22 protein-coding genes and 1 tRNA gene are annotated in these 24,850 nt (G+C 59.2%); 12 read left to right on the top strand and 11 right to left on the bottom strand.

Going from position 1 to position 24,850, the window contains the following annotated elements:
• Positions 1 to 103 precede the first annotated feature (103 nt).
• Entirely contained in the window at positions 104 to 535 is a 432-nt protein-coding gene (locus ACR0AM_RS03115; RefSeq protein ID WP_480622097.1) for a DUF1489 family protein, read from the top strand.
• Here ACR0AM_RS03115 and hisG read toward each other — a convergent pair whose 3' ends face one another.
• From hisG to hisS, 3 genes are read right to left on the bottom strand one after another with little or no spacing between them, the layout of a single operon-like run.
• Positions 536 to 1,225, bottom strand: a complete 690-nt coding sequence (hisG, locus tag ACR0AM_RS03110; RefSeq protein WP_480622096.1) for an ATP phosphoribosyltransferase — start codon at positions 1,223 to 1,225, stop codon at positions 536 to 538. It abuts the gene before it with no gap.
• A complete protein-coding gene (locus ACR0AM_RS03105) occupies positions 1,222 to 2,310 on the bottom strand; it encodes an ATP phosphoribosyltransferase regulatory subunit (protein WP_480622095.1) in 1,089 nt (362 codons plus the stop codon). Before ACR0AM_RS03105 ends, hisG begins: the two co-directional genes overlap by 4 nt.
• 3 nt (positions 2,311 to 2,313) lie before the next feature.
• Positions 2,314 to 3,852, bottom strand: a complete 1,539-nt coding sequence (gene hisS, locus ACR0AM_RS03100; RefSeq protein ID WP_480622094.1) for a histidine--tRNA ligase — start codon at positions 3,850 to 3,852, stop codon at positions 2,314 to 2,316.
• A 131-nt stretch (positions 3,853 to 3,983) separates the two neighbouring features.
• Here hisS and ACR0AM_RS03095 point away from each other — a divergent pair, with 131 nt between their 5' ends.
• A complete protein-coding gene (locus ACR0AM_RS03095; protein WP_480484821.1) occupies positions 3,984 to 4,178 on the top strand; it encodes a SlyX family protein in 195 nt (64 codons plus the stop codon).
• 4 nt (positions 4,179 to 4,182) lie between these two features.
• Here ACR0AM_RS03095 and ACR0AM_RS03090 read toward each other — a convergent pair whose 3' ends face one another.
• From ACR0AM_RS03090 to dnaE, 3 genes are all read right to left on the bottom strand, one after another.
• Positions 4,183 to 4,554: a hypothetical protein gene (locus ACR0AM_RS03090; protein ID WP_480622093.1), complete on the bottom strand. Its 372-nt coding sequence runs from the start codon at positions 4,552 to 4,554 to the stop codon at positions 4,183 to 4,185.
• An 11-nt stretch (positions 4,555 to 4,565) separates the two neighbouring features.
• Entirely contained in the window at positions 4,566 to 4,784 is a 219-nt protein-coding gene (locus ACR0AM_RS03085; protein WP_480484823.1) for a YMGG-like glycine zipper-containing protein, read from the bottom strand.
• Between the two features lie 85 nt (positions 4,785 to 4,869).
• On the bottom strand, positions 4,870 to 8,370 hold the full coding sequence (gene dnaE / locus ACR0AM_RS03080; RefSeq protein WP_480622092.1) for a DNA polymerase III subunit alpha: 3,501 nt from the start codon (positions 8,368 to 8,370) through the stop codon (positions 4,870 to 4,872).
• Between the two features lie 345 nt (positions 8,371 to 8,715).
• Between dnaE and xdhA the strand changes: the two genes are divergently transcribed.
• The 7 genes from xdhA to ACR0AM_RS03045 all read left to right on the top strand — a co-directional run bounded on the left by xdhA (position 8,716) and on the right by ACR0AM_RS03045 (position 18,100).
• Positions 8,716 to 10,077: a xanthine dehydrogenase small subunit gene (gene xdhA, locus ACR0AM_RS03075; RefSeq protein ID WP_480622091.1), complete on the top strand. Its 1,362-nt coding sequence runs from the start codon at positions 8,716 to 8,718 to the stop codon at positions 10,075 to 10,077.
• Positions 10,074 to 12,476 (top strand): xanthine dehydrogenase molybdopterin binding subunit, encoded by a 2,403-nt coding sequence (gene xdhB, locus ACR0AM_RS03070; protein ID WP_480622090.1) that lies wholly within the window; start codon positions 10,074 to 10,076, stop codon positions 12,474 to 12,476. Before xdhA ends, xdhB begins: the two co-directional genes overlap by 4 nt.
• On the top strand, positions 12,476 to 13,411 hold the full coding sequence (xdhC, locus tag ACR0AM_RS03065; protein WP_480622089.1) for a xanthine dehydrogenase accessory protein XdhC: 936 nt from the start codon (positions 12,476 to 12,478) through the stop codon (positions 13,409 to 13,411). The genes xdhB and xdhC overlap by 1 nt, the downstream gene beginning before the upstream one ends.
• Positions 13,408 to 14,925, top strand: coding sequence for an ABC transporter ATP-binding protein (locus ACR0AM_RS03060; RefSeq protein ID WP_480496423.1), 1,518 nt, complete (start codon positions 13,408 to 13,410; stop codon positions 14,923 to 14,925). The genes xdhC and ACR0AM_RS03060 overlap by 4 nt, the downstream gene beginning before the upstream one ends.
• A gap of 63 nt (positions 14,926 to 14,988) precedes the next feature.
• Entirely contained in the window at positions 14,989 to 16,071 is a 1,083-nt protein-coding gene (locus ACR0AM_RS03055; RefSeq protein ID WP_480496425.1) for an ABC transporter permease, read from the top strand.
• A gap of 2 nt (positions 16,072 to 16,073) precedes the next feature.
• Complete coding sequence (locus ACR0AM_RS03050) at positions 16,074 to 16,994, top strand: ABC transporter permease (RefSeq protein WP_209598075.1); 921 nt, start codon at positions 16,074 to 16,076, stop codon at positions 16,992 to 16,994.
• Between the two features lie 32 nt (positions 16,995 to 17,026).
• On the top strand, positions 17,027 to 18,100 hold the full coding sequence (locus ACR0AM_RS03045) for a BMP family ABC transporter substrate-binding protein (RefSeq protein ID WP_480475376.1): 1,074 nt from the start codon (positions 17,027 to 17,029) through the stop codon (positions 18,098 to 18,100).
• 119 nt (positions 18,101 to 18,219) lie between these two features.
• Here the strand turns inward: ACR0AM_RS03045 and ACR0AM_RS03040 are convergent, their stop codons facing one another.
• From ACR0AM_RS03040 to ACR0AM_RS03030, 3 genes are read right to left on the bottom strand one after another with little or no spacing between them, the layout of a single operon-like run.
• Entirely contained in the window at positions 18,220 to 19,017 is a 798-nt protein-coding gene (locus tag ACR0AM_RS03040) for a metal ABC transporter permease (protein WP_480475374.1), read from the bottom strand.
• Positions 19,017 to 19,763: a metal ABC transporter ATP-binding protein gene (locus ACR0AM_RS03035; RefSeq protein ID WP_480475372.1), complete on the bottom strand. Its 747-nt coding sequence runs from the start codon at positions 19,761 to 19,763 to the stop codon at positions 19,017 to 19,019. The genes ACR0AM_RS03040 and ACR0AM_RS03035 overlap by 1 nt, the downstream gene beginning before the upstream one ends.
• Positions 19,764 to 19,765: 2 nt before the next feature.
• Complete coding sequence (locus ACR0AM_RS03030) at positions 19,766 to 20,278, bottom strand: Fur family transcriptional regulator (RefSeq protein ID WP_480622088.1); 513 nt, start codon at positions 20,276 to 20,278, stop codon at positions 19,766 to 19,768.
• Between the two features lie 57 nt (positions 20,279 to 20,335).
• Between ACR0AM_RS03030 and ACR0AM_RS03025 the strand changes: the two genes are divergently transcribed.
• The 3 genes from ACR0AM_RS03025 (at position 20,336) to ACR0AM_RS03015 (ending at position 23,506) form a co-directional block, all read left to right on the top strand.
• Positions 20,336 to 21,307 carry a zinc ABC transporter substrate-binding protein gene (locus ACR0AM_RS03025; RefSeq protein WP_480622087.1) on the top strand — a complete coding sequence of 324 codons (972 nt, stop codon included), beginning with the start codon at positions 20,336 to 20,338 and terminating at the stop codon, positions 21,305 to 21,307.
• Positions 21,308 to 21,458: 151 nt separating this feature from the next.
• Positions 21,459 to 22,862 (top strand): sensor histidine kinase, encoded by a 1,404-nt coding sequence (locus ACR0AM_RS03020; RefSeq protein ID WP_480622086.1) that lies wholly within the window; start codon positions 21,459 to 21,461, stop codon positions 22,860 to 22,862.
• Entirely contained in the window at positions 22,859 to 23,506 is a 648-nt protein-coding gene (locus tag ACR0AM_RS03015) for a response regulator (RefSeq protein ID WP_480540016.1), read from the top strand. Before ACR0AM_RS03020 ends, ACR0AM_RS03015 begins: the two co-directional genes overlap by 4 nt.
• 74 nt (positions 23,507 to 23,580) lie before the next feature.
• Here the strand turns inward: ACR0AM_RS03015 and ACR0AM_RS03010 are convergent, their stop codons facing one another.
• Both ACR0AM_RS03010 and ACR0AM_RS03005 read right to left on the bottom strand, forming a co-directional pair.
• Positions 23,581 to 24,333 carry a hypothetical protein gene (locus ACR0AM_RS03010; RefSeq protein ID WP_480622085.1) on the bottom strand — a complete coding sequence of 251 codons (753 nt, stop codon included), beginning with the start codon at positions 24,331 to 24,333 and terminating at the stop codon, positions 23,581 to 23,583.
• 399 nt (positions 24,334 to 24,732) lie between these two features.
• A tRNA-Met gene (locus tag ACR0AM_RS03005) sits at positions 24,733 to 24,809 on the bottom strand.
• Positions 24,810 to 24,850 lie beyond the last annotated feature (41 nt).

The raw sequence follows: 24,850 nt of genomic DNA, 5'->3' as shown, positions 1-24,850 counted from the left end.
TGTGCTGAAAGAGGTATCCAGACTAACACCCACTACACCTTGATGAAAGCCAATCCTGAGCTACAATGGATAGACAGCCAATGGACGACTCTGTGGGAAAGCTGTGGATAAGTACGTGAACCTCATCAAACTTTCGGTTGGTTCGGAAAGCGTGGACTCTCTGATCGCGTGGCAGGACAGCCGAATGCCGCTTTATGAGGACGGATATCCGCGCCACGTAACCCGCATGTGGCCCAAACGTGATGCCGAGATTCTGAATGGCGGATCAATCTATTGGGTGATCAAGGGTGTCGTACAGTGCCGTCAGCGCATTCTGCGTCTGGATGAAGTGATTGGTGAAGACGGTATCCGCCGCTGCGCCATCGTCCTCGACCCAAAGGTACATCGTACACAGAATGCCTTGAAACGCCCGTTTCAGGGCTGGCGATACCTGAAACCGGAAGATTCACCAGCTGACCTGCCGAAAGGGCGCGCGCAGGACGACGCCCTGCCCGATGATCTGAACCGCGCCCTTGCGGATATCGGTGTGCTGTAATTACCGCAGCCGATCCAGCAATTCCGTCAGAACCGCCTTGTCCGCCGCGTCGACCTTTGCAACCCGGCTGCGCCACAATGTGGCCTGCGATTGCAGGATCAAGCCGTCCGACAGGATCTTGAGGTGGTTCGCCCGCAAGGTTTCACCGGACGAAGTGATATCGGCAATTGCCTCGGCGGTTTCGTTCATGACCGTGCCTTCGGTCGCCCCCTGGCTGTCGACCAGAGTGTAGTCAGCCACGCCCGCGTCTGTCAGGAACTCACGCACCAGTCGGTGATATTTGGTGGCAATCCGCAGCCGGTGGCCATGGGTGTTGCGAAATGCTGCTGCCGCCGCGTCGAGATCGTCCAGCGTGTCCACATCGACCCAGCAGGCAGGTGTGGCGATGATCAGATCAGCCTTGCCAAAGCCCAGCTGCGCGATCTCTTCGACCTGCTGTTCCCAGCGCGGAAGTTTTTCTTGCACCAGATCGATCCCGGTGACGCCCAGATGGATACGGCCCGACGCAAGTTCGCGCGGAATTTCGCCCGCCGACAAAAGGATCAGTGAGACGCCGTCAATCCCGTCGACCCGACCCGCATATTCCCGGTCCGAGCCGTTGCGGGACAGCACGATGCCGTGCTTTTCGAACCATGAGACGGTCTTTTCCATCAACCGGCCCTTCGAGGGCACGCCCAGTTTCACACTCATTGCGCGGCCTCCTCGATTTCAAGCATCAGGTCCGGGCGGATCACGCCGCCGATCGCGGGGATTTCGGCCCCATCGCCCAAGCGGCGCGTCAGCGCATCATAGCGCCCACCGGTGGCGACAGGCGGCAGGTCGGGACGGCCTTCGGCGTAGAACCCAAAGACAAACCCGTCGTAATATTCCATCGATGTCCGGCCATAAGACGCTTCGAAATCCAGCCGGGCGACGTCGACGCCACGCGCTTGCAGGGCTGCGATCCGCGCCTCCAATCGGTCCAGCGCCGGGGTGATCTGCGGCAGATCCACTGCCACATCCCTCAGCTGTTCCAACGCGAAGGGCATGGTTTCACGCACATTCAGCAGCGTTTCCAACCCGGCCAGCTCATTGTCAGAGATCGGCGGCGCAGCGCGATCTTCGCGCAGGGCTTTGATCCGGTCGGCAATCTCGGGCGCGCGACGCTTGCCGATCATCGGAACATTAACCGCCATCGGGTCGTCCGCGTCCAAAAGCGCGTCACGGCCTTCGGGCCCCGGTTTACGCCCTGCAAACCGGTCCAGCAGCGCACGAAACCGGCGCGGCCGCCACAGGTGCCGCATCAGCGCGGCCTTGCGGCGGTCTGTGGTCCGAAGCCCTTCGACAGCCGCGGTCAGAATGCCAATATCCCCGGTAGCTGCGCGCAGGGGCAGCCCGCGCAACTGCAGCGCCATCAGCGAAAACACTTCGGCATCGGCACCAGCGGGATCATCGCGGTCAAACACCTCGTACCCCACCTGAATATACTCGTTCGACCGGTCCGGGTCGTGTTCCTGACGGCGGAACACCTCACCTGAATAGGTATAGCGCGCTGGCTCGGCCCCGTCCCGCATGTGCATCTGAACAACAGGCAGGGTGAAATCCGGGCGCAGCATCTGCTCGCCCCGCAGCGCGTCCGAGGTGACGTAGGCACGGGCGCGGATATCCTCGCCATAGAGGTCCAGCAACATTTCAGCGGGTTGCAACAGAGGCGTATCCACCACCTGCGCGCCCGCAGCCTCGAACCGGACACGCATCATCGCGGCACGGGCCTGTATCTGGGAACGGTTGGGCATGGGTCAGTCCTGACTGTTCAGAATTTCACGCACTTTCGCGACCAGATCAGCGCGCGATACTTCGAACTGGCTGGGGCGTTCTTTCCATTCCTCCAGCGTGGCGCTTTCGGCGATCTTAGCCCCAAGGATCAGGTCCTTGATCTGCACGATGCCTTTTGCCTTTTCGTCCCCGCCTTCGATCACCGCAACCGGAGAGTTGCGCTTGTCCGCGTATTTCAACTGATTGCCAAAGTTCTTGGGATTGCCCAGATACACCTCGGCCCGGATGCCCGCATTGCGCAGCTCGGCCACCATCGCCTGATAATCGGCCATCCTGTCGCGATCCATGACGGTGACGACCACGGGGCCTTTGGCCTGGGCGCTGATCCGGCCCTTTTCGCGCAGCGCCGCCAGTAACCGATCGACGCCGATGGACACCCCGGTCGCGGGCACTTCCTGCCCGGTGAACCGCTTGACCAGATCGTCATAGCGCCCGCCGCCCGCAACCGAGCCGAATTGCCGCTTGCGGCCTTTCTCGTCGAAGATTTCGAACGTCAGTTCGGCCTCGTAGACCGGACCGGTGTAATAGCCCAGGCCACGGACGACGGAGGGGTCAATGACAATGCGGTCGGGGCCGTAGCCGCCAGCGGAGAGAAGTTCAGCGATCTGTTCCAGTTCAGCAATCCCATCCGCCCCGATCTTGCTGTCGCCCACGGCAATGCGGAGGTTGGCCAGCGTACCGGCCGTATCGACGGCCTTGGAGGTAAGAAAGGCGATCACCGGGTCTGCCTGATCATCGCTGAGACCAACGCCGTCGATAAACGCGCCCGACGCGTCCAGACGACCCTTGGTCAGCAACTCGCGCACACCCTGCTCACCCACCTTGTCGAATTTGTCGATGGTCCGCAGCACGGCATCCCTTGTCAGTAACTGATTTGCTGCCGCAACCGCCACATTAAAGTCTGGTGTTTGACCACTTTCGACTACCGCAAGTCCAATCGATTCCAGAACACCGTTCAGAACCTTCCGGTTGTTGACCCGTACCAAATAATCGCCGCGTGGAATGCCCACGGTTTCCAGCGTATCCGACAGCATGGCACAGATCTCGGCGTCTGCAGCCATGCTGGCCGTCCCCACCGTATCCGCATCACATTGATAGAACTGCCGATACCGCCCCGGCCCCGGCTTTTCGTTGCGCCAGACCGGACCCATCGCATAGCGGCGATAGGGCGTGGGCAAATCATTGCGGTGCTGGGCGTAGACACGGGCCAGAGGCGCGGTCAGGTCATAGCGCAGGGCCATCCAGTCGCCATTTCCGCCCTCGTCAAACTCCTGCCACGCGAACACGCCTTCGTTCGGGCGGTCCACGTCGGGCAGGAACTTGCCCAGCGCCTCGACGGTTTCGACCGCGCTGCTTTCCAGCGCGTCAAAACCGTACCGATGATAGACACCCGCAATCGTCCGCAGCATCTCGGTGCGCTGCGTGACTTCCTCGCCGAAATAGTCACGGAACCCTTTCGGCGTTTCGGCCTTGGGGCGGGGCTGTTTCTTGGGCTTGGCCATGTGGGGCGTCCTTGGGAGTGTACCTGTTCCGCGCGCGGTCTATCCCATGGCCCGCATCTGGGCAAGGCGCGCTTTCTCTGGCCAAGGCGTCACAGGGTCGCTATGTGCAGCCTGAAAGACAGGAGCATTCCATGCAGCATCTGGAAGAACAGATTGCCCATCTGACCCGCACGGTTGACGAATTGAACGCGGTTGTCACCCGGCAACAGGCCGAGATTGACCGGCTGACCCGCCGTGTCGAGATGCTGCTGCACCGCGAGGCCGAGCGCGCGCAGGAAGGGTCAGGCGGCGTTGTCCTTGGTGACGAACGTCCGCCACATTACTGACGGCTTACAGCCCCAGCGTTGATTTCACCGCGTTGTCGACGACGCCACCCAGCAGGGCGTTTTCATCCCCGGCGCAGCCGTCTTTCAGAGCCGCCACAAATGTTTCGCGCAGCGCGGCCTTTTCCTCGTCCGAACTGGCATGAGCTTCGAGGTCGATCTGACGGTTATAAAGTGACAACGCCGTCATCTTGCCGACCACGTCGACAATGTATTCTTCATTCCCGTCAGCCTCTTCGATGACCGACGCGCATGTGTGATACATGAGCGGCAGCGCCGCTTGCACCATCTGTTCGGCTTCCTCGTCCGCAAGTGCAAAACCGGGCCCTGTAAGCAGCGCGGCGGTTGTGATCACTTTCATCGCGTTCAAACGCATCATCCCGCCCCCGCTTATTTCGAGTTCGCGCCGATCAGCGCACCAGCAATTGCCCCTGCGGCGGCACCCTTGCCGTCGCCGATCAAGGCCCCGACACCGGCCCCGATCACAGCACCTTTGATCGTGTTCTCTTTCTTCTTGTCGTCCGCAAGCGTGGCTGTCGCCGAAACCAAAACCAGCGATGCCGCCGCCCCCAATACAATCGTTCTGAGATTGAGACCTGCAATCGTCATATCAACGCCCTCCCGTGGCATGATCAGAAGACATATTTGCAAGGTCAGCCTAGCGATGCGCTAACTGTCTGGCAACAAAGCGGTGTCAGATCTCTTCGACGGTCATAACACCTTCCAGCGATTTGATCGCGCCCTTGATCTGGGGATTGATCGGAAACACACGCCCAAGGTCGATTTCGACGTCGCCGGGCAGGCCGGGGTCCAGCAACAGCAGCTGGATCGGGCCGCGGGCCGCACCCTTGGCAGCGGTTGCGGCTTCTTCAAGAACCGTTGCAATCGTCGACACTGCCCGCGCTTCGTCGACAAAGATGCGCAGGCCCGTCGCCCCGGCTTCGGCCACCACAGAATCCGCTGGTCCAACCGAACGTCCCAGCAGCTTGAGCTGATCGGACTCCATCGTCGCCTCAACGGTCAGAACCACCTGAGCGCCGGTTTCCAGAAACTCGCGGCATTTCTCCAGTGTGTCGGAAAACAGCGTGACCTCATAAGCGCCGGTCGGGTCCGAAAGCTGGGCAAAGGCGAACCGGTTGCCCTTGGCCGATTTCCGTTCCTGCCGCCCGGCAACCACTCCGGCCATCTTGGCGATCAACGGGCCAGAGCGGGCTTTCTCTGTCACCTCGTCCAGCGTCAGAACCTGTTTACGCTTTAAGGCCGGCATATAGTCATCCAGCGGATGACCAGAGAGGTAGAAGCCGATGGCCTTGAACTCTTCGCTCAGACGTTCAGCCGGCAGCCAGTCGGGGGTCGGCGACAGGCGTGGTTCGGGCAGGTCATCTCCGGCCTCGCCAAACAGCGATACTTGGTTCGAATTCTTCTGTTCATGGATCGCGGCCGAATACTGCACCAGCGCATCTAGGCTTTCAAACACGCGGCGGCGGTTCCGGTCCAGCTCATCAAAGGCCCCGGCGCGGGCCAGCATCTCAAGAGGGCGTTTGCCCACTTTCTTCAAATCCACGCGGCGGGCGAAATCGAACAGGTTGACAAACGGCTTGTCCGCGCGACCCGCAACGATCAGGTTCATCGCCTCGACACCCACATTCTTGAGCGCGCCCAGCGCATAGACCAGATGTCCGTTATCAACATCGAACGTGGCCTGAGATCGGTTCACACAAGGTGGGACATACGGCAGTTCCAGCCCTTTTCGGACCTCTTCGAAATAGATCGCCAGCTTGTCAGTCAGATGGATATCACAATTCATGACGCCCGCCATGAACTCGACCGGATGGTTCGCCTTCAACCAGCCGGTTTGATAGCTGACCACCGCATAGGCGGCGGCGTGGGATTTGTTGAAGCCGTAATTGGCGAATTTCTCGAGTAGGTCGAAGACTTCGCTGGCTTTCTTGGCATCCACCCCGTTTTCTGCCGCGCCTTTTTCGAACTTGGGGCGTTCGGCATCCATCGCCTCTTTGATCTTCTTACCCATCGCGCGGCGCAGCAGGTCCGCGCCGCCCAGGCTGTACCCGGCCATAACCTGCGCGATCTGCATCACCTGTTCCTGATAGACGATAATACCTTGAGTTTCCTCAAGAATGTGGTCGATCAGCGGGTGAACGGATGTGATTTCGCGCAGCCCGTTCTTGACCTCGCAATAGGTCGGGATGTTCTCCATCGGGCCGGGACGATAGAGCGCGACGAGGGCCACGATATCCTCGATACAGGTGGGTTTCATGCGCTTGAGCGCGTCCATCATGCCCGAAGATTCAACCTGGAACACCGCGACCGTCTTGGCCGCTGAATAGAGCTTATACGTCGCCTCGTCATCCAGTGGGATGGCGTTGATCTGGTTCTCGGCCCCCTCGGCAGGTTCATAAAGCTCGGTGCCATCGGCGGCGATGTGCAACTTCCGCCCGGACTTGAAGATCAAGTCCATCGCGTTCTGGATCACGGTCAGGGTTTTCAGACCCAGAAAGTCGAACTTTACCAGCCCGGCCTGTTCCACCCATTTCATGTTGAACTGGGTTGCAGGCATGTCGGATCGCGGGTCCTGATAGATCGGCACCAGCGCGTCCAGAGGCCGGTCGCCAATCACAACCCCAGCCGCGTGGGTCGAGGCGTTGCGCAGCAGCCCTTCGACCTGCTGTCCATACGTCAGCAAACGATCCACCACCTCTTCGTTACGAGCTTCCTCCCGCAGACGCGGCTCATCCTTCAGGGCTTTTTCGATGGAAACCGGTTTTACCCCTTCAACCGGGATCATCTTGGACAGACGGTCCACCTGCCCGTACGGCATTTGCAGCACCCGCCCGATGTCGCGCACGGCGGCCTTTGACAGCAAGGCACCAAAAGTGATGATCTGCCCCACCTTGTCGCGCCCGTATTTCTGCTGCACGTAACGGATCACCTCTTCGCGGCGATCCATACAGAAGTCGATATCGAAGTCGGGCATCGAAACCCGTTCGGGATTCAGGAACCGTTCAAACAGCAGGCTGTAACGCAGCGGATCGAGATCGGTAATTGTCAGCGCATAAGCCACCAGCGAGCCCGCACCCGACCCCCGCCCCGGCCCAACCGGAATATCGTGATCCTTAGCCCATTGAATAAAGTCCGCAACGATCAGAAAGTAGCCGGGGAACCCCATGCCTTCGATGATGCCAAGCTCAAAATCCAAACGTTCCTGATATTCCTCGGCCGTCACCGCATGGGGGATCACGGCCAGACGTTTCTGCAAGCCCTCGTTGGCGATGCGGCGCAGTTCAGCGACCTCGTCATCGGCGAATTTCGGCAGGATCGGATCACGCCGAGAGGCCATGAAAGCGCAGCGTTTGGCAATCTCGACAGTGTTCTCGATGGCCTCGGGCAGATCGGCAAACAGCGTCACCATTTCCTGCTGCGACTTGAAATAATGCTGCGCGGTCAGGCGGCGGCGACCTTCCTGCTGGTCGACATAGGCCCCTTCGGCGATACAGATCAGCGCATCATGGGCCTCGTACATATCCGAGGTCGGGAAATAGACGTCATTGGTGGCAACCAGCGGCAGGTTCTTGGCATAGGCCATCTCGATATGGCCGCGCTCGGTCTGGCGTTCGGCCTCTGGTTGGCCGTCCTCGCCCGGATGACGCTGGAGTTCGATATACAGATGATCCGGAAAGATCGCGGCCAGCCGATCCACCAGCGCCTCGGCCGCCGGACGTTGCCCCTGTTGCAACAGGCGGCCCACCGGCCCATCGGGCCCTCCGGACAGGCAGATCAGCCCGTCGGAGCGGCCCGCAAGCTCGTCCAGCGTGACCTGCGGCAACTGCCCGCCCTTGTCCACGTAAAGGCACGTGCTCAGCTTCATCAGGTTCTCGTACCCCGCCTCGGACTGTGCCAGCAGAACAAGCGGCGCGGGCGTTTTTGGCTTTTCCCCCGGTTGCGATTGAACGTAAGTCAGATCAACCTGACAGCCCATGATCGGCTGGACACCGGCCTGGCTGGCTGTCACCGAAAATTCCAGCGCCGAAAACATGGAATTCGTGTCAGTCACCGCGACGGCAGGCATCTCCATCTTCTCGCACAGGGCGGGCAGTTTTTTCAGCCGCACAGCGCCTTCCAGAAGGGAGTATTCGGTGTGAACACGTAGGTGAATGAATCGGGGGTTTCTGCTCATGAACGGCACGCTACCCTAGCCGCGAGGCATGCAAAAGCCGGAACCTGCGCCATTGTTTGGCAAAATAATCATTTTCGATTATTCGGATTTTCCAGAAGGTGCTTCGGAAAGCGACATCTTCACTGACAAAAAAACGCTTTAGTTTCAAGCAACTGATATTTACACAGGGTGCGCAAATCCACGCCACTTGGCTGTAATGATGCATCATACAGGCAGTTTTTCTTGCCAGATCACGCATGCTGTTTCTAACATCCATTTGCAAGCTATCCGCCCGCCACTCTTTCTACGTCGCATCGAAGGAGGGCACCACCAGGGCGCAACCGGGTAAGGCGACGGGTTTCTCGAATGGACATCACGTTTCTTCTGAATGGAGAGACAGTGGAGCTGACGGATATCAATCCGACAGCCACTCTGCTGGATTGGCTGCGTGAAGATCGTGGCCTGACCGGCACCAAAGAAGGCTGCAACGAAGGCGATTGCGGTGCCTGCACTGTCATGGTGACGGATGCGGGTGGCGCAAAGGCCCTGAACTCGTGCATCCTTTTCTTGCCGCAGCTGCATGGCAAGGCGGTTCGAACCGTCGAAGGCGCCAGCGGCCCCGATGGCGAGGTCCATCCGGTTCAGCAGGCCATGGTTGACTTACACGGGTCGCAATGCGGCTTTTGCACACCCGGTTTTGTCATGTCGATGGTGGCCGGTCACACCAATGGCGCGACGGATCACGACACACAGCTTGCCGGTAATCTGTGCCGTTGCACGGGTTATGCACCCATTATTCGCGCAGCCGAAGCGGCCGAGAAGCATCCCGTGCCTGTCTGGGTCAAGGACAAGCCTGTCGCAACGCCTGCCGCCTCACCCATGCTGCCGGGCTCGTCCGACGCGCTGGCTGCTGTGTATGCCGAGAACCCGAATGCCACTTTGGTCGCGGGCGCAACTGATGTTGGGCTTTGGGTGACCAAGCAACTGCGCGATCTTGATCCGGTGATCTTCCTGAACAGCTGTGACGATCTGAAAGAGATCACGATCACCGACGAAGATATTCGGTTCGGTGCCATGGTCGATATGAACCGCATGGGCGAAGCCTTGGCGGACATTCACCCATCGTATGCCGAAATGATCCGGCGCTATGCCAGTGTTCAGGTCCGTCACGCGGCCACTGTGGGTGGCAACATCGCCAATGGCTCACCAATCGGAGACAACCCGCCCGCGCTGATCGCATTGGGTGCGACGCTGCACCTGCGCAAAGGTGATGAACGCCGGTCAGTCGTGCTGGAAGACTTCTTCATCGATTACGGGAAACAGGACCGCGCGCCGGGTGAGTTTGTCGAAGCCGTCAGCTTCCCGCGTCAGGCGGACCGGCTGAAATGCTACAAGCTGAGCAAACGGTTCGATCAGGATATCTCGGCCGTGTGCGGATGTTTCAACATTACCATTTCGGACGGACGGGTGGCGGCTGCGCACATCGCGTTTGGCGGTATGGCTGGCATTCCGAAACGGGCAACCCATGTCGAGGCCGCGTTGATCGGCAAGCCATGGACGCGCGAGACGATTGACGCCGCTCTGCCCGCTTTTGCCGACGATTATTCACCGCTTACCGATATGCGCGCCTCGGCCACGTACAGGCTTGAGACCGCCAAAGCGATGCTGGAACGGTACTTCCTTGAGGATCAGGGCCAAGTGACCAACGTGCTGGAGGTATCGGCATGAGCGTAACCAAACCCCTTCCCCACGACGCGGCACCGCTGCACGTATCCGGTTCCGCCCGATATGTGGACGACATCCCGACGCCAAAGCGCACATTGCATCTGGCCTTTGGCCTGAGCCCGATCGCCAAGGGCACGATTACCGCGATGGACCTGTCTGCCGTGAAAGCAGCAGCCGGGGTCGTCAAGGTCATGACGGCACAGGACCTGCCCTTTGCCAACGATGTTTCGCCCTCGATCCACGATGAACCGTTGCTGTCCGACGGGACGGTTCACTATATCGGCCAGCCTGTTTTCCTTGTGGTTGCCACCAGCCATCTGGCCGCCCGCAAGGCGGTTCGGTTGGGCAAGATCGACTATGCAGAGGAAACACCGATCCTGACGGTGGAAGAAGCTCTGGCAGCAGACAGCCGATTTGAAGACGGGCCCCGCATCTATGCCAAGGGCGACGCGGACGCCGCGATTGAAAGCGCAGCCCACGTCATCGACGGAACATTCGAGATCGGCGGTCAGGAGCATTTCTATCTGGAAGGTCAGGCAGCCCTTGCCGTGCCGAATGAAGGCGGCGACATGCTGGTCCACAGCTCGACCCAGCACCCGACCGAGATACAGCACAAGGTGGCGGACGCTCTGGGCCTGCCCATGCATGCGATCCGCGTCGAAACCCGGCGCATGGGTGGCGGATTCGGTGGCAAGGAAAGCCAGGGGAATGCGCTGGCCGTCGCCTGCGCAGTGGCGGCGCGGGCAACCGGCAAAGCCTGCAAGATGCGCTATGACCGCGATGATGACATGATCATCACCGGCAAACGCCACGCCTTCCGGATTTCCTATCGCGCGGGATTTGACGAACAGGGTCACATTCAGGGCGTGTCCTTTCTGCAATACGCGATCTGCGGCTGGGCACAGGACCTGTCCCTGCCCGTCGCCGACCGTGCGATGCTGCATTCGGACAATGCCTACCTGCTGCCCAATGCCCGGATTGAAAGCCATCGGTTGAAGACCAACACGCAGTCAGCCACCGCTTATCGCGGGTTTGGTGGCCCGCAGGGGATGGTTGCCATCGAACGTGTGATGGACCACGCCGCGCATGAACTTGGGTTGGACCCGGTGGAATTGCGCCGCCGCAACTATTACGAGCCCGCGCATAAGGTTGCCGAAGTCCAACCCCACGAGAAACCGCTGGGTCATCCCGACCCGCACGAAGACCTGACCAGCCGTGGCGCGGTGGAAACAGGGACGGCCCCGGTCCGCCCCCTGCCCGCTGGCGGCAACACGACGCCCTACGGAATGGAGGTCAGCGATTTCGAACTGCATGGCATGACCGAAGCGCTGATGAAGTCCAGCAACTATGCCGCGCGCAAAGCGGCCATCGAGAAATGGAACGCCGAAAACAGCGTGATCAAGAAGGGCATCGCCTTTTCTCCGGTCAAGTTCGGAATTTCCTTCACGCTGACCCATCTGAACCAGGCCGGTGCGCTGGTGCATGTGTATCAGGATGGTTCGGTCCACCTGAATCATGGCGGCACCGAGATGGGTCAGGGCCTGTTCCAGAAGGTCGCGCAAGTGGCCGCGTCGCGTTTCGGCATCCCGCTTGAGATGGTCAAGATCACCGCCACCGATACGGCCAAAGTGCCGAATACGTCAGCCACGGCAGCGTCTTCGGGCAGCGATCTGAACGGCATGGCGGTGAAAGCGGCTTGCGATACGATCCGCGACCGGATGGCCGATTATCTGGCTGAACGGCATCAGGCCGACCCCTCCGCGGTCACTTTCACGGATGGCCACGTTTCGGTTGGTGAAGAACGGTACACGTTTGCCGAAGCTGCCGCACTGGCCTATCAGGGTCGCATAAGCCTGTCGGCCACCGGCTTTTATAAAACGCCCAAGATCGAATGGGACAGGATCGCGGGACGCGGTCGCCCGTTTTACTACTTCGCCTATGGCGCTTCGGTCACCGAGGTCGCTGTGGACACGTTGACGGGCGAGAACCGCATTCTGCGCACAGATATCCTGCATGACGCGGGCGCTTCGCTGAACCCGGCGCTGGATGTCGGACAGGTCGAAGGCGGTTACGTGCAGGGCGCGGGCTGGCTGACGACCGAGGAACTGGTCTGGGACGGCAAGGGCAACCTGCGCACACATGCGCCCTCGACCTACAAGATCCCGGCCTGTTCCGACCGGCCCGACATTTTCAACGTCGCACTTTGGGATGGCGAGAACCGAGAGGACACCATCTATCGCTCGAAAGCCGTGGGGGAACCCCCGTTCATGCTGGGAATATCGGCCTGGCTGGCGCTTTCGAATGCGGTGGCAGCCTGCGGGGACACCTATCCGGCACTCAACGCGCCCGCCACCGCCGAAGAGGTCTGGCGCGGCGTCCAGAGGATGAAGGGAGATATCTGATGGGATTTGACCTAGAGGCTTTGAGGGAGGCGGTCAAAACCCACGGCAAAGTGGTTCGGGTGGTCATCGCCGGGATCAAAGGGTCGTCTCCGCGCGAAGTTGGTGCCGCCATGCTGGTCTGGGGCGGCGGGCAAAGCGGCACAATTGGTGGCGGAACACTGGAATACCAGGCGGCAAATGCCGCACGGTTGCAAACCACGCCAACCCGCCTGACGCATCATGCACTTGGACCCGAGTTGGGGCAATGCTGCGGCGGTGCCGTGTCGTTGCTGAGCGAGGTCTACGACGCAAACACTGTCAATGATCTGGACGATACGGTCATCGCGTGCCCGGCCACGGGTGACGAGATGCCCCTGTCGGTCAAGCGAATGCTGGCGACGGCGCGCGGACAGGGGATTGCGCCAGAACCGCAGCTGATCGATGGCTGGATGGTTGAACCTGTTCACAAGCCGACACGCAATCTGTGGATCTGGGGCGCGGGCCATGTCGGCCGTGCGCTAGTGGATGTGCTGTCCCCGCTTCCCGATCTTGCGATCACCTGGGTGGACACCAGCCGTCAGCGCTTTCCGGCCACTGTGCCAGCGGGCGTGACAATTGTTCCGGCCATAAAACCGGCCGAGCTGATCCGCCATGCCCCATCCGACGCCGAACATCTTGTGCTGACATACTCGCATAGCCTTGACTTTGAACTGTGCAACAGACTGCTTTTGCACGATTTTGGCTTTGCGGGGCTGATCGGCTCGGCTACGAAATGGGCGCGATTCCGGTCGCGTCTGGCCGCTCTTGGGCATCCGCCTGAACGGATAAGCCGGATCACCTGCCCGATCGGTGACCCGTCGATGGGGAAGCATCCACATATGATCGCCGTGGGCGTCGCCGCACAATTGCTGCGCCCGGCCCTGCAAAACGAGTTGAAGAAGGACCTGAGCGCGTGACCATTCCACTTTTGAGCTTGCAAGGGCTGACCAAAGCCTACCCCGGTGTTGTGGCCAATGATCAGGTGTCCTTTGACATCGGTGAAGGCGAAGTGCACGCGCTGCTGGGTGAAAACGGCGCGGGGAAATCCACGCTGGTGAAAATGATCTATGGGCTTGTGAAGCCGGACAGCGGCACCATGAAGCTGCGCGGCAATCCGTTTGCGCCGCCCGAACCGCGCGCGGCCCGTGCCGATGGGATCGCGATGGTGTTCCAGCATTTTTCGCTGTTTGACGCGCTGAACGTGGCCGAGAATATCGCGCTGGGGATGGAGAATCCGCCCCCGATGGGGGATCTGGCATCGCGCATTCGCGAAGTCTCGGAAACCTATGGTCTGCCGCTGGACCCGTTCCGCACGGTTGGCGATCTGTCCGCAGGCGAACGCCAGCGGGTCGAGATCATTCGCTGCCTGTTGCAGGACCCCAAACTGCTGATCATGGACGAACCGACCTCGGTTCTGACCCCGCAAGAGGTCAATATCCTGTTTGAGACGCTGAACAAGCTTCGCTCCGAGGGAACCTCGATCCTTTATATCTCGCATAAACTGGAGGAGATCCGAACGCTGTGCGACCATGCCACGATCCTGCGTCTGGGCAAGAACGTGGGCGAATGTGTTCCCGCTGAAACCTCGGCGCGCGACATGGCCGAGATGATGGTCGGTTCGACGTTGCAGACGCCTGAACGCTCGGGCCGGGAACTGGGCGAGGTCGCGCTGGATGTCAGCGGGCTGTCAGTCCCCTCGCCTTCGGAATTCGGCACCGCATTGCGCAATGTGCACATGACGGTCCGCAAGGGCGAGGTTCTGGGCGTCGGCGGTGTTGCCGGAAACGGGCAGGATGAATTGCTGGGCGTGCTGTCCGGGGAAATCCTGACATCGGCGGATGCGATCAAGTTCAACGGTCAGGCAATCGGCAAGCTCGGCCCGACAGCGCGCCGCAAGCTGGGCGTTCTGACCGCGCCTGAGGAACGGCTCGGCCACGCGGCGGCGCCCGACATGAGCCTGACCGAAAACGCTTTGCTGACCGGATCTGTGCGGGAAGGGCTTGAGAAAAACGGCTTCTTGAAATGGTCCGAAACCCGGAGTTTTGCCGAAAAGATCATCGAAGCCTTCGACGTACGTACGCCCGGGCCCGAAAACGCAGCGCGGTCCTTGTCCGGCGGCAATCTGCAGAAATTCGTGATTGGACGCGAAGTGCTGCAAAACCCTGATGTGTTGGTGGTAAACCAGCCAACCTGGGGGGTGGATGCCGCGGCGGCCGCGTCGATCCGGCAAGCCATACTCGATCTTGCGGCGAAAGGCACAGCGGTGGTCTGCATTTCGCAGGATCTGGATGAGCTGATGGAAATCTCGGACAGTTTTGCGGCCTTAAACGAAGGTCGGCTGAGCGCACCGCGCCCGACCACCGGCCTGACCGTGGATGAGATTGGCCTGATGATGGGCGGTGCCCATGGCATGGAGGTGGCACATGTGTGATCTGCTGAATCGCCTTCGGCGAGAGTATTTGCAAAAAGATGAAACATCTGGGGGGATGAGCAGTTGATTGTATTGGAGAAACGGCCACAGCCGTCCAGGGCCTGGTCTTATGCGACCCCCCTTGTGGCGGTGCTGGCGACAATGGTGTTTGGCGGGTTGCTGTTTGCCATATTGGGGAAAAACCCGGTCGAAGCCATCGGTACCATCTTCTGGGAGCCGCTTTTTGGCGAGTTCGCATTCTATTACCGCCCTCAATTGCTGGTCAAGGGCGCCCCGCTTGTGTTGATCGCTATCGGATTGTCGCTGGGATTTCGAGCCGGTATCTGGAATATCGGGGCCGAAGGGCAATACATCATGGGCGCCATATTCGGTGCGGGCGCAGGTCTGGCCTTCTATCCGCTCGACGCCTGGTACATCTTCCCGATCATGGTGGCCGCAGGCGCATTTGGCGGCTGGCTGTGGGCAACGATCCCGGCTTTGCTGAAAGTGCGTTTCGGCACCAACGAAATCCTCGTGTCGCTGATGCTGGTCTACGTGGCCGAACAGATGCTGGCCTCGGTCTCGCTGGGTTTGCTCAAGAACCCCGAAGGGTTCGGCTTTCCCGGCTCGCGCAACCTGCAATCCTATGAAAGCGCGCACAATGCCGAGCTGATTGCCGGTTCCGGGATGCATTGGGGTGTTGTCGCGGCCTTCATCGCGGTGATCTTTGCCTATGTTTTGCTGAACCGTCACATGCTGGGGTTCCATATCCGTCTGACGGGTGAGGCCCCCCGCGCCGCAAAGTTTGCAGGTGTGAATCCAGCGCGCCTGATCCTGTTCTGCCTTGGAATTTCGGGCGCTTTGGCCGGGTTGGCCGGGATGTTCGAGGTGTCCGGCCCGTCCGGTCAGATCAGCATCGATTTCAATGTGGGTTATGGCTTTACAGCGATCATCGTCGCCTTTCTGGGCCGACTGCATCCGGTGGGTATTCTTTTGGCCGGGGGCCTGATGGCGCTGACCTATATTGGCGGTGAAATCGCACAATCGCAGCTGGGCCTGCCTGCCGCAGCCATTCAGGTGTTTCAGGGAATGCTGCTGTTTTTCCTGCTGGCCTTCGATCTTCTGACAAACTTCCGCATCCGTGCGGCTCGTAGCGAGGTGGCGTGATCATGGATCTTGGTCAAATCAATCCCGTTCTTCTGGTTGCTTCGCTTATGGTGGCCGCAACCCCCCTTCTGCTGGCCGCGATCGGAGAGCTTGTCGTGGAAAAGGCAGGCGTTCTGAACCTTGGTGTCGAGGGCATGATGATCGTTGGCGCGATCAGCGGTTTTGCGATCTCGGTCGAAACCGGATCGCCCTGGCTGGGCTTTGTTGCTGCCGCCATTGGCGGGGCCGTGCTGTCGCTGCTGTTCGTCTTGCTGACACAGTTTGCGTTGGCCAACCAGGTTGCCAGCGGCCTTGCGCTGACCCTGTTTGGCCTGGGGTTCAGCGCCCTGATGGGGCAAAGCTATGTGGGCGTCAAACCACCCAGCATGGGCGATATCCACATCCCCTTGATCAGCGATATTCCGGTCATCGGCCCGATCCTGTTTCGGCACGATCCCATCCTGTATCTGGGCATTGCGCTGACCGCTGTGGTCTGGGCCGTCCTGAAGTACACCCGCGTCGGGTTGATCCTGCGGGCGGTTGGTGAAAACCACGATGCCGCCCATGCGCTTGGCTACAAGGTCATCAAAATCCGTATCATGGCGATCCTGTTTGGCGGGGCCTGCGCGGGTCTGGGTGGAGCTTACATCAGTCTGATACGTGTGCCGCAATGGACCGAGGGCATGACCGCAGGTGTCGGCTGGATCGCACTGGCGCTGGTGGTGTTTGCCAGCTGGAAACCGTGGCGGGTCCTGCTGGGTGCATATTTGTTCGGCGGCATCACCGTCTTGCAGCTTAATTTGCAGGCAGCGGGCGTTGCCATTCCCGTCGAGTATCTGGCAATGTCACCCTATCTTATCACGATCCTTGTGCTTGTGATCCTTTCGGCCGACAAGAGCAGCGCACCTGCCTCACTGGGCCGGACCTTCCATGCCTCACACTAGGGGCCAACTGAACCAACTTGGGGAGTAACTACATGAAATTAAAATCGCTTCTGACAACTGCCGCGATAGCGCTTGGTCTTGCGACCGGTGCAGTGGCACAAGACAAAACCAAGGTCGGTTTTGTTTATGTCGGCCCTGTCGGCGACGGCGGCTGGACCTATGAACACAACAAAGGCCGTTTGGCGATCGAAGAAGAGTTCGGCGACAAGGTCGAGACTGTATTCGTTGAATCAGTACCCGAAGGCCCCGACGCCGAGCGCGTGATGACCCAGATGGCGCTGGAAGGCGCGGATCTGATCTTTACCACCTCGTTCGGCTATATGGATCCAACCATCAATGTGGCCAAGAAATTCCCGAACGTGAAGTTCGAGCACGCGACCGGCTACAAGACCGCCGACAACGTCTCGGTCTATTCAGCGCGTTTCTACGAAGGCCGCGCGGTTCAGGGGCATATCGCGGGTAGAATGACCGAATCGAACATCATCGGCTATATCGGGTCCTACCCGATCCCCGAGGTGATCCGCGGTATCAACTCGGCCTATATCCACGCCAAGAAAGCGAACCCGGATGTACAGTTCAAGATCGTCTGGGCCTATACATGGTTCGACCCGGCGAAAGAGGCTGACGCTGCATCGGTTCTGATCGAACAGGGCGCCGACGTGATCCTGCAGCACACTGACTCGACCGCACCGCAGGCCGCCGCACAAGAGGCGGGCAACGTGATCACCTTCGGTCAGGCTTCGGATATGAGCGAATACGCCCCCAAACCGCGTGTTTCCTCGATCATCGACAACTGGGGACCCTACTACATCGCGCGCACAAAGGCCGTGATGGACGGCACCTGGACCTCGTCCAACACCTGGGACGGTATCGGGCCGGGCATGGTAGAAATCGGTGAGATTTCGGATGCAGTTCCCGCGGACATCAAGGAAGAGGCACTGGCCCTGAAAGCCGCGCTGGCCGATGGCAGCTATCATGCCTTTACCGGACCGCTGAAAAAGCAGGACGGCAGCGACTGGCTGGCCGAGGGCGAAGTGGCCGACGACGGTACTCTGGCCGGTATGAACTTCTATGTCGAAGGGCTGGAAGGCGATATCCCGCAATAAACGGCGCGGATAGAAATGCATAAAGGCCCGCAGGATTGCGGGCCTTTTTTTTGGCGTTTTCGTTTCGGTCACATTACCGGATGCCCGGGATTCTACGGCCGCAAAGACCTACGGAACCTTTAGGCCATGTCCTGCGTTCGCCACCCGATCAGGCTGAGACACGCAAAAACGATCGCGGCAACGCAGACAATCGAGGGCCCTGCCGGAGTGTCGAATACATACGCAGCCCTTAGCCCTGTGATGGCCGAAAGCGCACCTATTCCCGCAGCAATCAGGGCCATGGATTCTGGTGACCGTGCCAGGTTTCGCGCAGCAGCCGCCGGAATGATCAGCATTGCGGCGATCAGCAACACGCCCACAACCTTGATCGCCACCGCTACGGTCACAGCAAGTGACAGGGTCAGGATCAGTTGTTCTCGCCTTGGATCGAAGCCGCTGGCATAGGCCAGTTCTTCGTTCAGTGTCGCGGTCAGAAGTTGCGACCAACGCCAGACAATCAGAGCCACGACAAGCGCCGCACCGCCCCAGATCACGACCAGATCCGAACGGGAGACCGCCAGAATATCCCCAAACAGATATGCCATCAGGTCAATCCGGACACCGGACAGGAATGAAACTGCTACCAGCCCGAAGGCCAGCGCAGAATGCGCCAGAACCCCCAGCAGCGTGTCCATCGCATAACCGCGACCCGCCAAAAGCGAAACGGTCAGCGCCATGACCAAAGCGACGGCCAGCGCACCCGTGAAGATCGACATCTGAAACGTCAGGGACAGGGCCACGCCCAGAATTGCGGCATGCGCGGTCGCGTCGCCGAAATACGCCATGCGACGCCACACGACAAAACATCCAAGGGGGGCCGCCGCAAACGCCACGCCAATACCGGCGAGCATTGCCCGCATCATGAAATCATCCAGCATTATTCCGCCGCTTCCTGTGGGTTCGCATCATGATCATGATCATGATGGTGATCATGTTCATGACGATAAAGGGCAAGCGCACCGCCTGTTCCGGTTCCGAACAAGGCCCGATACTCGGGTGCCGAGGCGACCACGGCCGGCGATCCTTCGCAACAGACATGCCCATTGAGGCATATCACCCGGTCCGACGCGCTCATGACCACATGCAGTTCGTGGCTGATCATCAAAATGGCGCATCCGGACTCGCGTCGGACTGCCTCGATCTGCTGGTAAAAGCTGGCCGATCCCCGTTGGTCCAACCCCTGTGTCGCTTCGTCCAGCAACAAGATGTCCGGGTGGTTGATCAAAGCTCTGGCCAGAAGTACCCGCTGGAACTGTCCGCCGGACAACTGTGACATCTGGCGTTTCAACAGATCCGGCACACCCGCCGATTCAAGCGCCTCGACACATTGCCTGCGCGACACAGGTTCGGTCAGACGCATGAACCGCTCGACGGAAATTGGCAAAGTCGGATCGACATGCAGCTTCTGCGGCACATAGCCGATTTTCAAACCGGGTTTCAGTGACACGTGACCGGCGGAAGGCCGTGTCGCACCGATAATGGCCCGCAGCAGGCTGGTCTTGCCTGATCCGTTCGGGCCAACGATGGTCACGATTTCACCCGGTTCAACGACCATATCCACATGATGCAGCACGGTATGCGCGCCATAGCGGACGCTGAGTTTCTCGACAGTGATCAGGGCCATCTTTATGCCTTTTCGGTGCAGTCAGGGCAGAGACCTTCAGCCTCTACAACCGTTCGCTCGATCTCGAAACTTGCCGCGCGCGCGGCAGCGCCAAGAACACCTTTGGAGGGGGCGGACTGCGCCTCGGCTACGGCATCACATTTTCGGCAAATCATGAAAGCAGGTGAATGCGCCGCGCCGGGATGAGAGCAGGCGACAAACGCGTTCAGCCGCTCGATCTTGTGGACAAAGCCGTTCTGTACAAGAAACTCCAACGCCCGATAAGCGACCGGAGGCTGGGACCCGAATCCTTCGTCGCGCAACCGATCAAGGATTGCGTAGGCGCCAAGGGCGCGATGTTCCTGCAACAACATCTCAAGAACCTTGCGGCGAACCGGCGTCAGACGCAGCCCTTCCTCTTTGCACCGGGCTTCGGCAGATGCCAGGGCCGTTGCGACACAGCTCTGGTGGTCATGTTCCTGAAACCCGACCGGGGCGGTGTCTTTGCCAGGTACCGGGTGCACATCACTTGTCATGTTATTTCATATCATGTATTGCCACTTGAAATGTTATAAAATCACACAGAGAGCTCTATGTCCAGAACGCTTCTTCTTCCATTGTCGATCACAGTTGCATTGCTGGGTGGACCGGCCCGCGCAGATGCGCCAAACGTTGCCGCGGACATTGCCCCGGTTCATTCGCTGGTGGCCCGTGTCATGGAGGGTGTGGGAACACCTGCCCTGATCGTCGCACCAGGTGCCTCGCCCCATGAATACAATCTGCGCCCGTCCGAGGCAGCCGCGTTGCAAAACGCCGATCTGGTGTTCTGGGTAGGAGAAGACTTGACGCCATGGTTGGAAAGCGCGATAGAAACCCTTGCCCAAGGCGCGACTGCCACTGCCCTATTGGACGCAAAGGGCACAGAGCTTCTTGAGTTCCGGGAAGACACATTGTTTGAGGCGCATGATCACGCGGACGATGCGGGTCACGAAGACCATGACGACCATGACGATCACGAAGGCCATGATGATCATAACGATCATGATTCTCATGACCCACATGCCTGGTTGTCGCCAACGAATGCCAAAGCCTGGCTGACCCTGATCGCGGATCAACTGTCATCAGCGGATCCCGACAACGCCGCTGCGTATTTGGCAAATGCCAAAGCGGCGCGCGAAGAAATGACCGCGCTTTCCGCAGAAGTGGCAGAGTTGCTTGAACCGGTTCGCGGCGGCAACTTCATCGTGTTTCATGATGCCTACCAGTATTTTGAGGTCGCGTTCAATTTCCCTGCATCAGGCGCGATTTCCCTGAGCGACGCGTCCGACCCAAGCCCCGCGCGTATTGCCGCTATTCAAGGTCGCATTCACGCCGAAGGCATCAACTGCGTATTGTCTGAACCACAGTTCAATCCGGGCATCGTCGAGACCGTGTTGGATGGAACATCGGCGCAATCCGGTGTGATCGATCCACTGGGCTCGGCACTGGAACCGGGGCCGTCTTTGTACCCGCAAGTCATTCGTAACATGGCGCAAACCCTGTCGGAGTGTTTGAAAACCCGTTGAGCCGGGACTGGGATCGGGACGCGGGAACCTGCCGGGGTGCACCCAAAAAGGCCAAGTCCCGGCCCGCGCATCAGGTTTCGAACATTGGAGAAGCGCATCAGACCTTGGTCTGTAGCGCGTCAAGCAATTGTCGTTCATAGTCGATTGCGAAATGAGACCCAAAATTACCGACCTGACAATTGGCAACTGGTCTTTGTCGCGCGTTTTTCTCGCGGCAAGTGTTGTGGTCATGGGGACTGCAACGGTGTTTGTTGGTCACTGGGTATCGAACCGGATCGAAAATGCGGTTGTACAAAATTCCGCCAACTCTGCGGCATTGTACATGGAAAGCATTTTGTCCCCACTCAGCCAGGAACTGGCGCATGGAGACCGCCTTTCCGAACAGGCCAGCCGGGCGCTGGACGAGATTTTCATCACCCAGCCGATGCGCGAACGCATTGCCTCGTACAAGTTCTGGAAACAGGATGGCGAGATTGCCTACGCATCGGATTCCGCCATCATCGGTCGCCGATTCGAGCCAACAGACGACCTGAAACGCGCATGGGCTGGAGAAATCTCGGGCTCATTTGAAGAGCTGGACGACGAAGAAAGCGCGGCAGAGGCTGCGCTTGGCATTCCATTGCTGGAAGTCTACAGCCCCATTCGCGAAATCTGGTCGGGGGAAATCATCGCGGTCGCCGAGTTTTATGAAAAGGCCGATCAGCTGGAACTGGACATGGCCAGAGCCCGAAGAACAAGCTGGTTGATCGTTGGCTCGGCCTTTGCGGCAAGCACGATTGTTCTGTTTTCCATTATCGCAATCGGCGACAACACCATTCGACGGCAAGGGCGCCTTCTGAACGATCGTCTTGCCGAAAGTGAAAAGATGGCCGCACAGAATGCCATGCTGCGGTCGCGCGTCATTGATGCATCGGAAAGATATGCTGCGCAAACGGACAGGTTCCTCAAGAAACTCGGCGCGGAACTGCATGACGGCCCTGCCCAATACCTGTCTCTCGCCGCCCTTCGACTGGAGGCTGCATTCGGCGACAGGCCGGAGATGCCCACCGAGGCCGAAGAAATTCAACAGTCGTTGCAGAAGTCTTTGGCAGAAATTCGCGCCCTGTCACGGGGGCTGTTCGCACCGGACATCGAAAACCTGGCGCTCGTTGATGTCGTGAAAAGAGCTGTCGAGGACCATTCCGAGCACAGCCCTTTTCGCCCTGGTATTTCCTTTCATGGCAATCCGTCGCCTGATTTGTCAATCTCGGGCAAGTTGTGCGTTTTTCGGTTCCTGCAGGAAACGCTTTCCAATGCCGCAAGATATGCGCCCGCGTCCCAGTGCACTGTCACCTGCGACGTACAAGATGATCGCATTACCGTTCAGGTCAGCGACGACGGCCCCGGGTTCGCCCCCTCCGGCGAGACGGTTTTGCGTGAGGACGGGGGCCAGGGCCTTGTCGGCTTGCGTGACCGGGTCGAAAGCATTGGCGGTCGGTTCGAGGTGACATCAACCCCGGGCAAGGGCACCACCGTTGCTATGACATTGTTTCCCAGAAAGATGAGTGCATCATGACAACATCCGTCGTTATCGCAGATGATCACCCGATTTTCAGGGACGGTTTGCATCGCACATTAGAAGAGGCTGACGGCTTCAAGGTTCTCGCCGCCGGATCAAATGCGGATGAGGCCGTTTCCCTTGTCCGAACCCATCAGCCTGACATCGCCATCCTCGACCTGTCGATGCCCGGCGGCGGCATTAGCGCGACCCGTCGAATTGCTGAAATGGCAAACCCACCTTTCATTGCGATATTGACGGTCTCTGAAAACAGCAGTGACGTTGCAGACGCTTTGGAGGCGGGTGCCATTGGCTATATCGTCAAGGGCGTGACAGCACGCGAATTGACAGCTTCGCTGCGCAGTATCGCCTCGGGCGAAGGGTTCGTCTCGCCGGGTCTTGCTTCGCGTATGCTGCTTCAGATCAATCGCGGAAACGGGTCGCAGCAAGAAGCTGACGCCATAGATGATCTTACCCATCGCGAAGAGGAGATTCTTCGGCGCGTCGCCAAAGGGCTGAGCAATCGGGAAATAGCCGATGAGTTGGGAATACAGGAGAAAACCGTCAAGCATTACATGACGGCGATCCTGTCCAAGCTCCATGCGCGAAACCGGGTGGAGGCCGCTCTTATCGCGCATGAGGCCTGGAACAAGAAAGACTAGGGGTCAGGCGCTCAAAGACCGGGGCGGTCTCTCAAGAAAAGAAACCGCCCCGCACAATCGTCAAAGTTAGTTACTCAGTTGGCAATCGCCTGAAGTCTGCTGCGATCCGCCGCAGTTGCGGTTCTTTCTACGACAGTCCGGTTGAACGGGTCTTTCAACTCGTAACGCCCGCCCTCGATCTCTTCTTTCCAGCCGTTTGCGTAACTAACTTCGATATTGCTGCCCTGAATTTCGATTTTTGCCGGGTTACTTCCAGCGCCACCACTCTGCCCGGGCGAGCGCACGCTGTCGATTGAGATACCGTTTGCCAGTGACCGAAGGCGCGAAACGTCGGCACCGGTGGCCGGTCGTTCCTCGACTGTTCGGTTCTGCGCGTTCTTTCTTTCGTACCGGCCGTTTTCAATCTCTTCCTTGGTGCCGTCAGCATAGCGTACTTCTATGCCGCTCGCGCTTGTCTCGACCTTTGTTATTCCAGCCGACCCCGATGACTGCCCCCCAGACTGAGACCGGTCCTTCTTATCGCCCCGACCCGAGCGTGACGAACCATCGTCATCATCATCATCGTCGTCGTCATCATCATCGTGACCACCTTTACCCGATCCGGAATTGTCGTCACGATCACCGCCGCTGCCCGACCCGGAATTGCTGTCATGGTCATCATCCCCGCCGTTGCCGTCACTCCCCTTCCCGCTTTTTGCAAACGCGTAAGCAGGTTCCAACCGCAGATGACCGTCTGCGTCAAAAACCGGCACATAGGGTGTCATCACAATCAGCGACGCCAGCGCAACCGTGCTGAGAAGCTGACCAGTTCTTTTCCGGGTATTCATTATCGTCTCCAATCCTGTTCGAGGCGTTATCCTGTATTGGAGGCAGAATATCCCGGGCCCGGCTTCGCTACATCGGGCTTAGGTCTGATGATTTTCCGGCCGAATGTCCGGACCGGAGAAGCTAAGAATTACAATTCCCGAATCTCAACCTGATCCAACACTCCTATTTTCGCTCTGAGCAATGAGGGACCGCGTGTCGGTGCCGACAGCACTGACGGTGGAGGCGTGTTGGTTTTCATGTTGGGGTAAGAGTCGGCTTCAGGTAGCGTCAGAATGAGAGCGCTTTGATAGCTGTTCTTTGCTCCGTAGCGTAGCACCGTTGTAGCACCGGGTTCGGCAGGGCCAAACACAGAAAGCGCCCCTTGGGGCGCTAAGTGCTTGATATCTGACTGGAATTTTTGGTTGCGGGAGTAGGATTTGAACCTACGACCTTCAGGTTATGAGCCTGACGAGCTACCGGGCTGCTCCATCCCGCGACACTTTTTATGACCTACCGCTTACGCTACTTGAGGTCTTT

The organism is Ruegeria sp. AD9, from assembly GCF_056542305.1.
The sequence above is the reverse complement of the archived record's forward strand: the minus strand, read 5'-3'. Positions and strand labels throughout refer to the sequence as shown.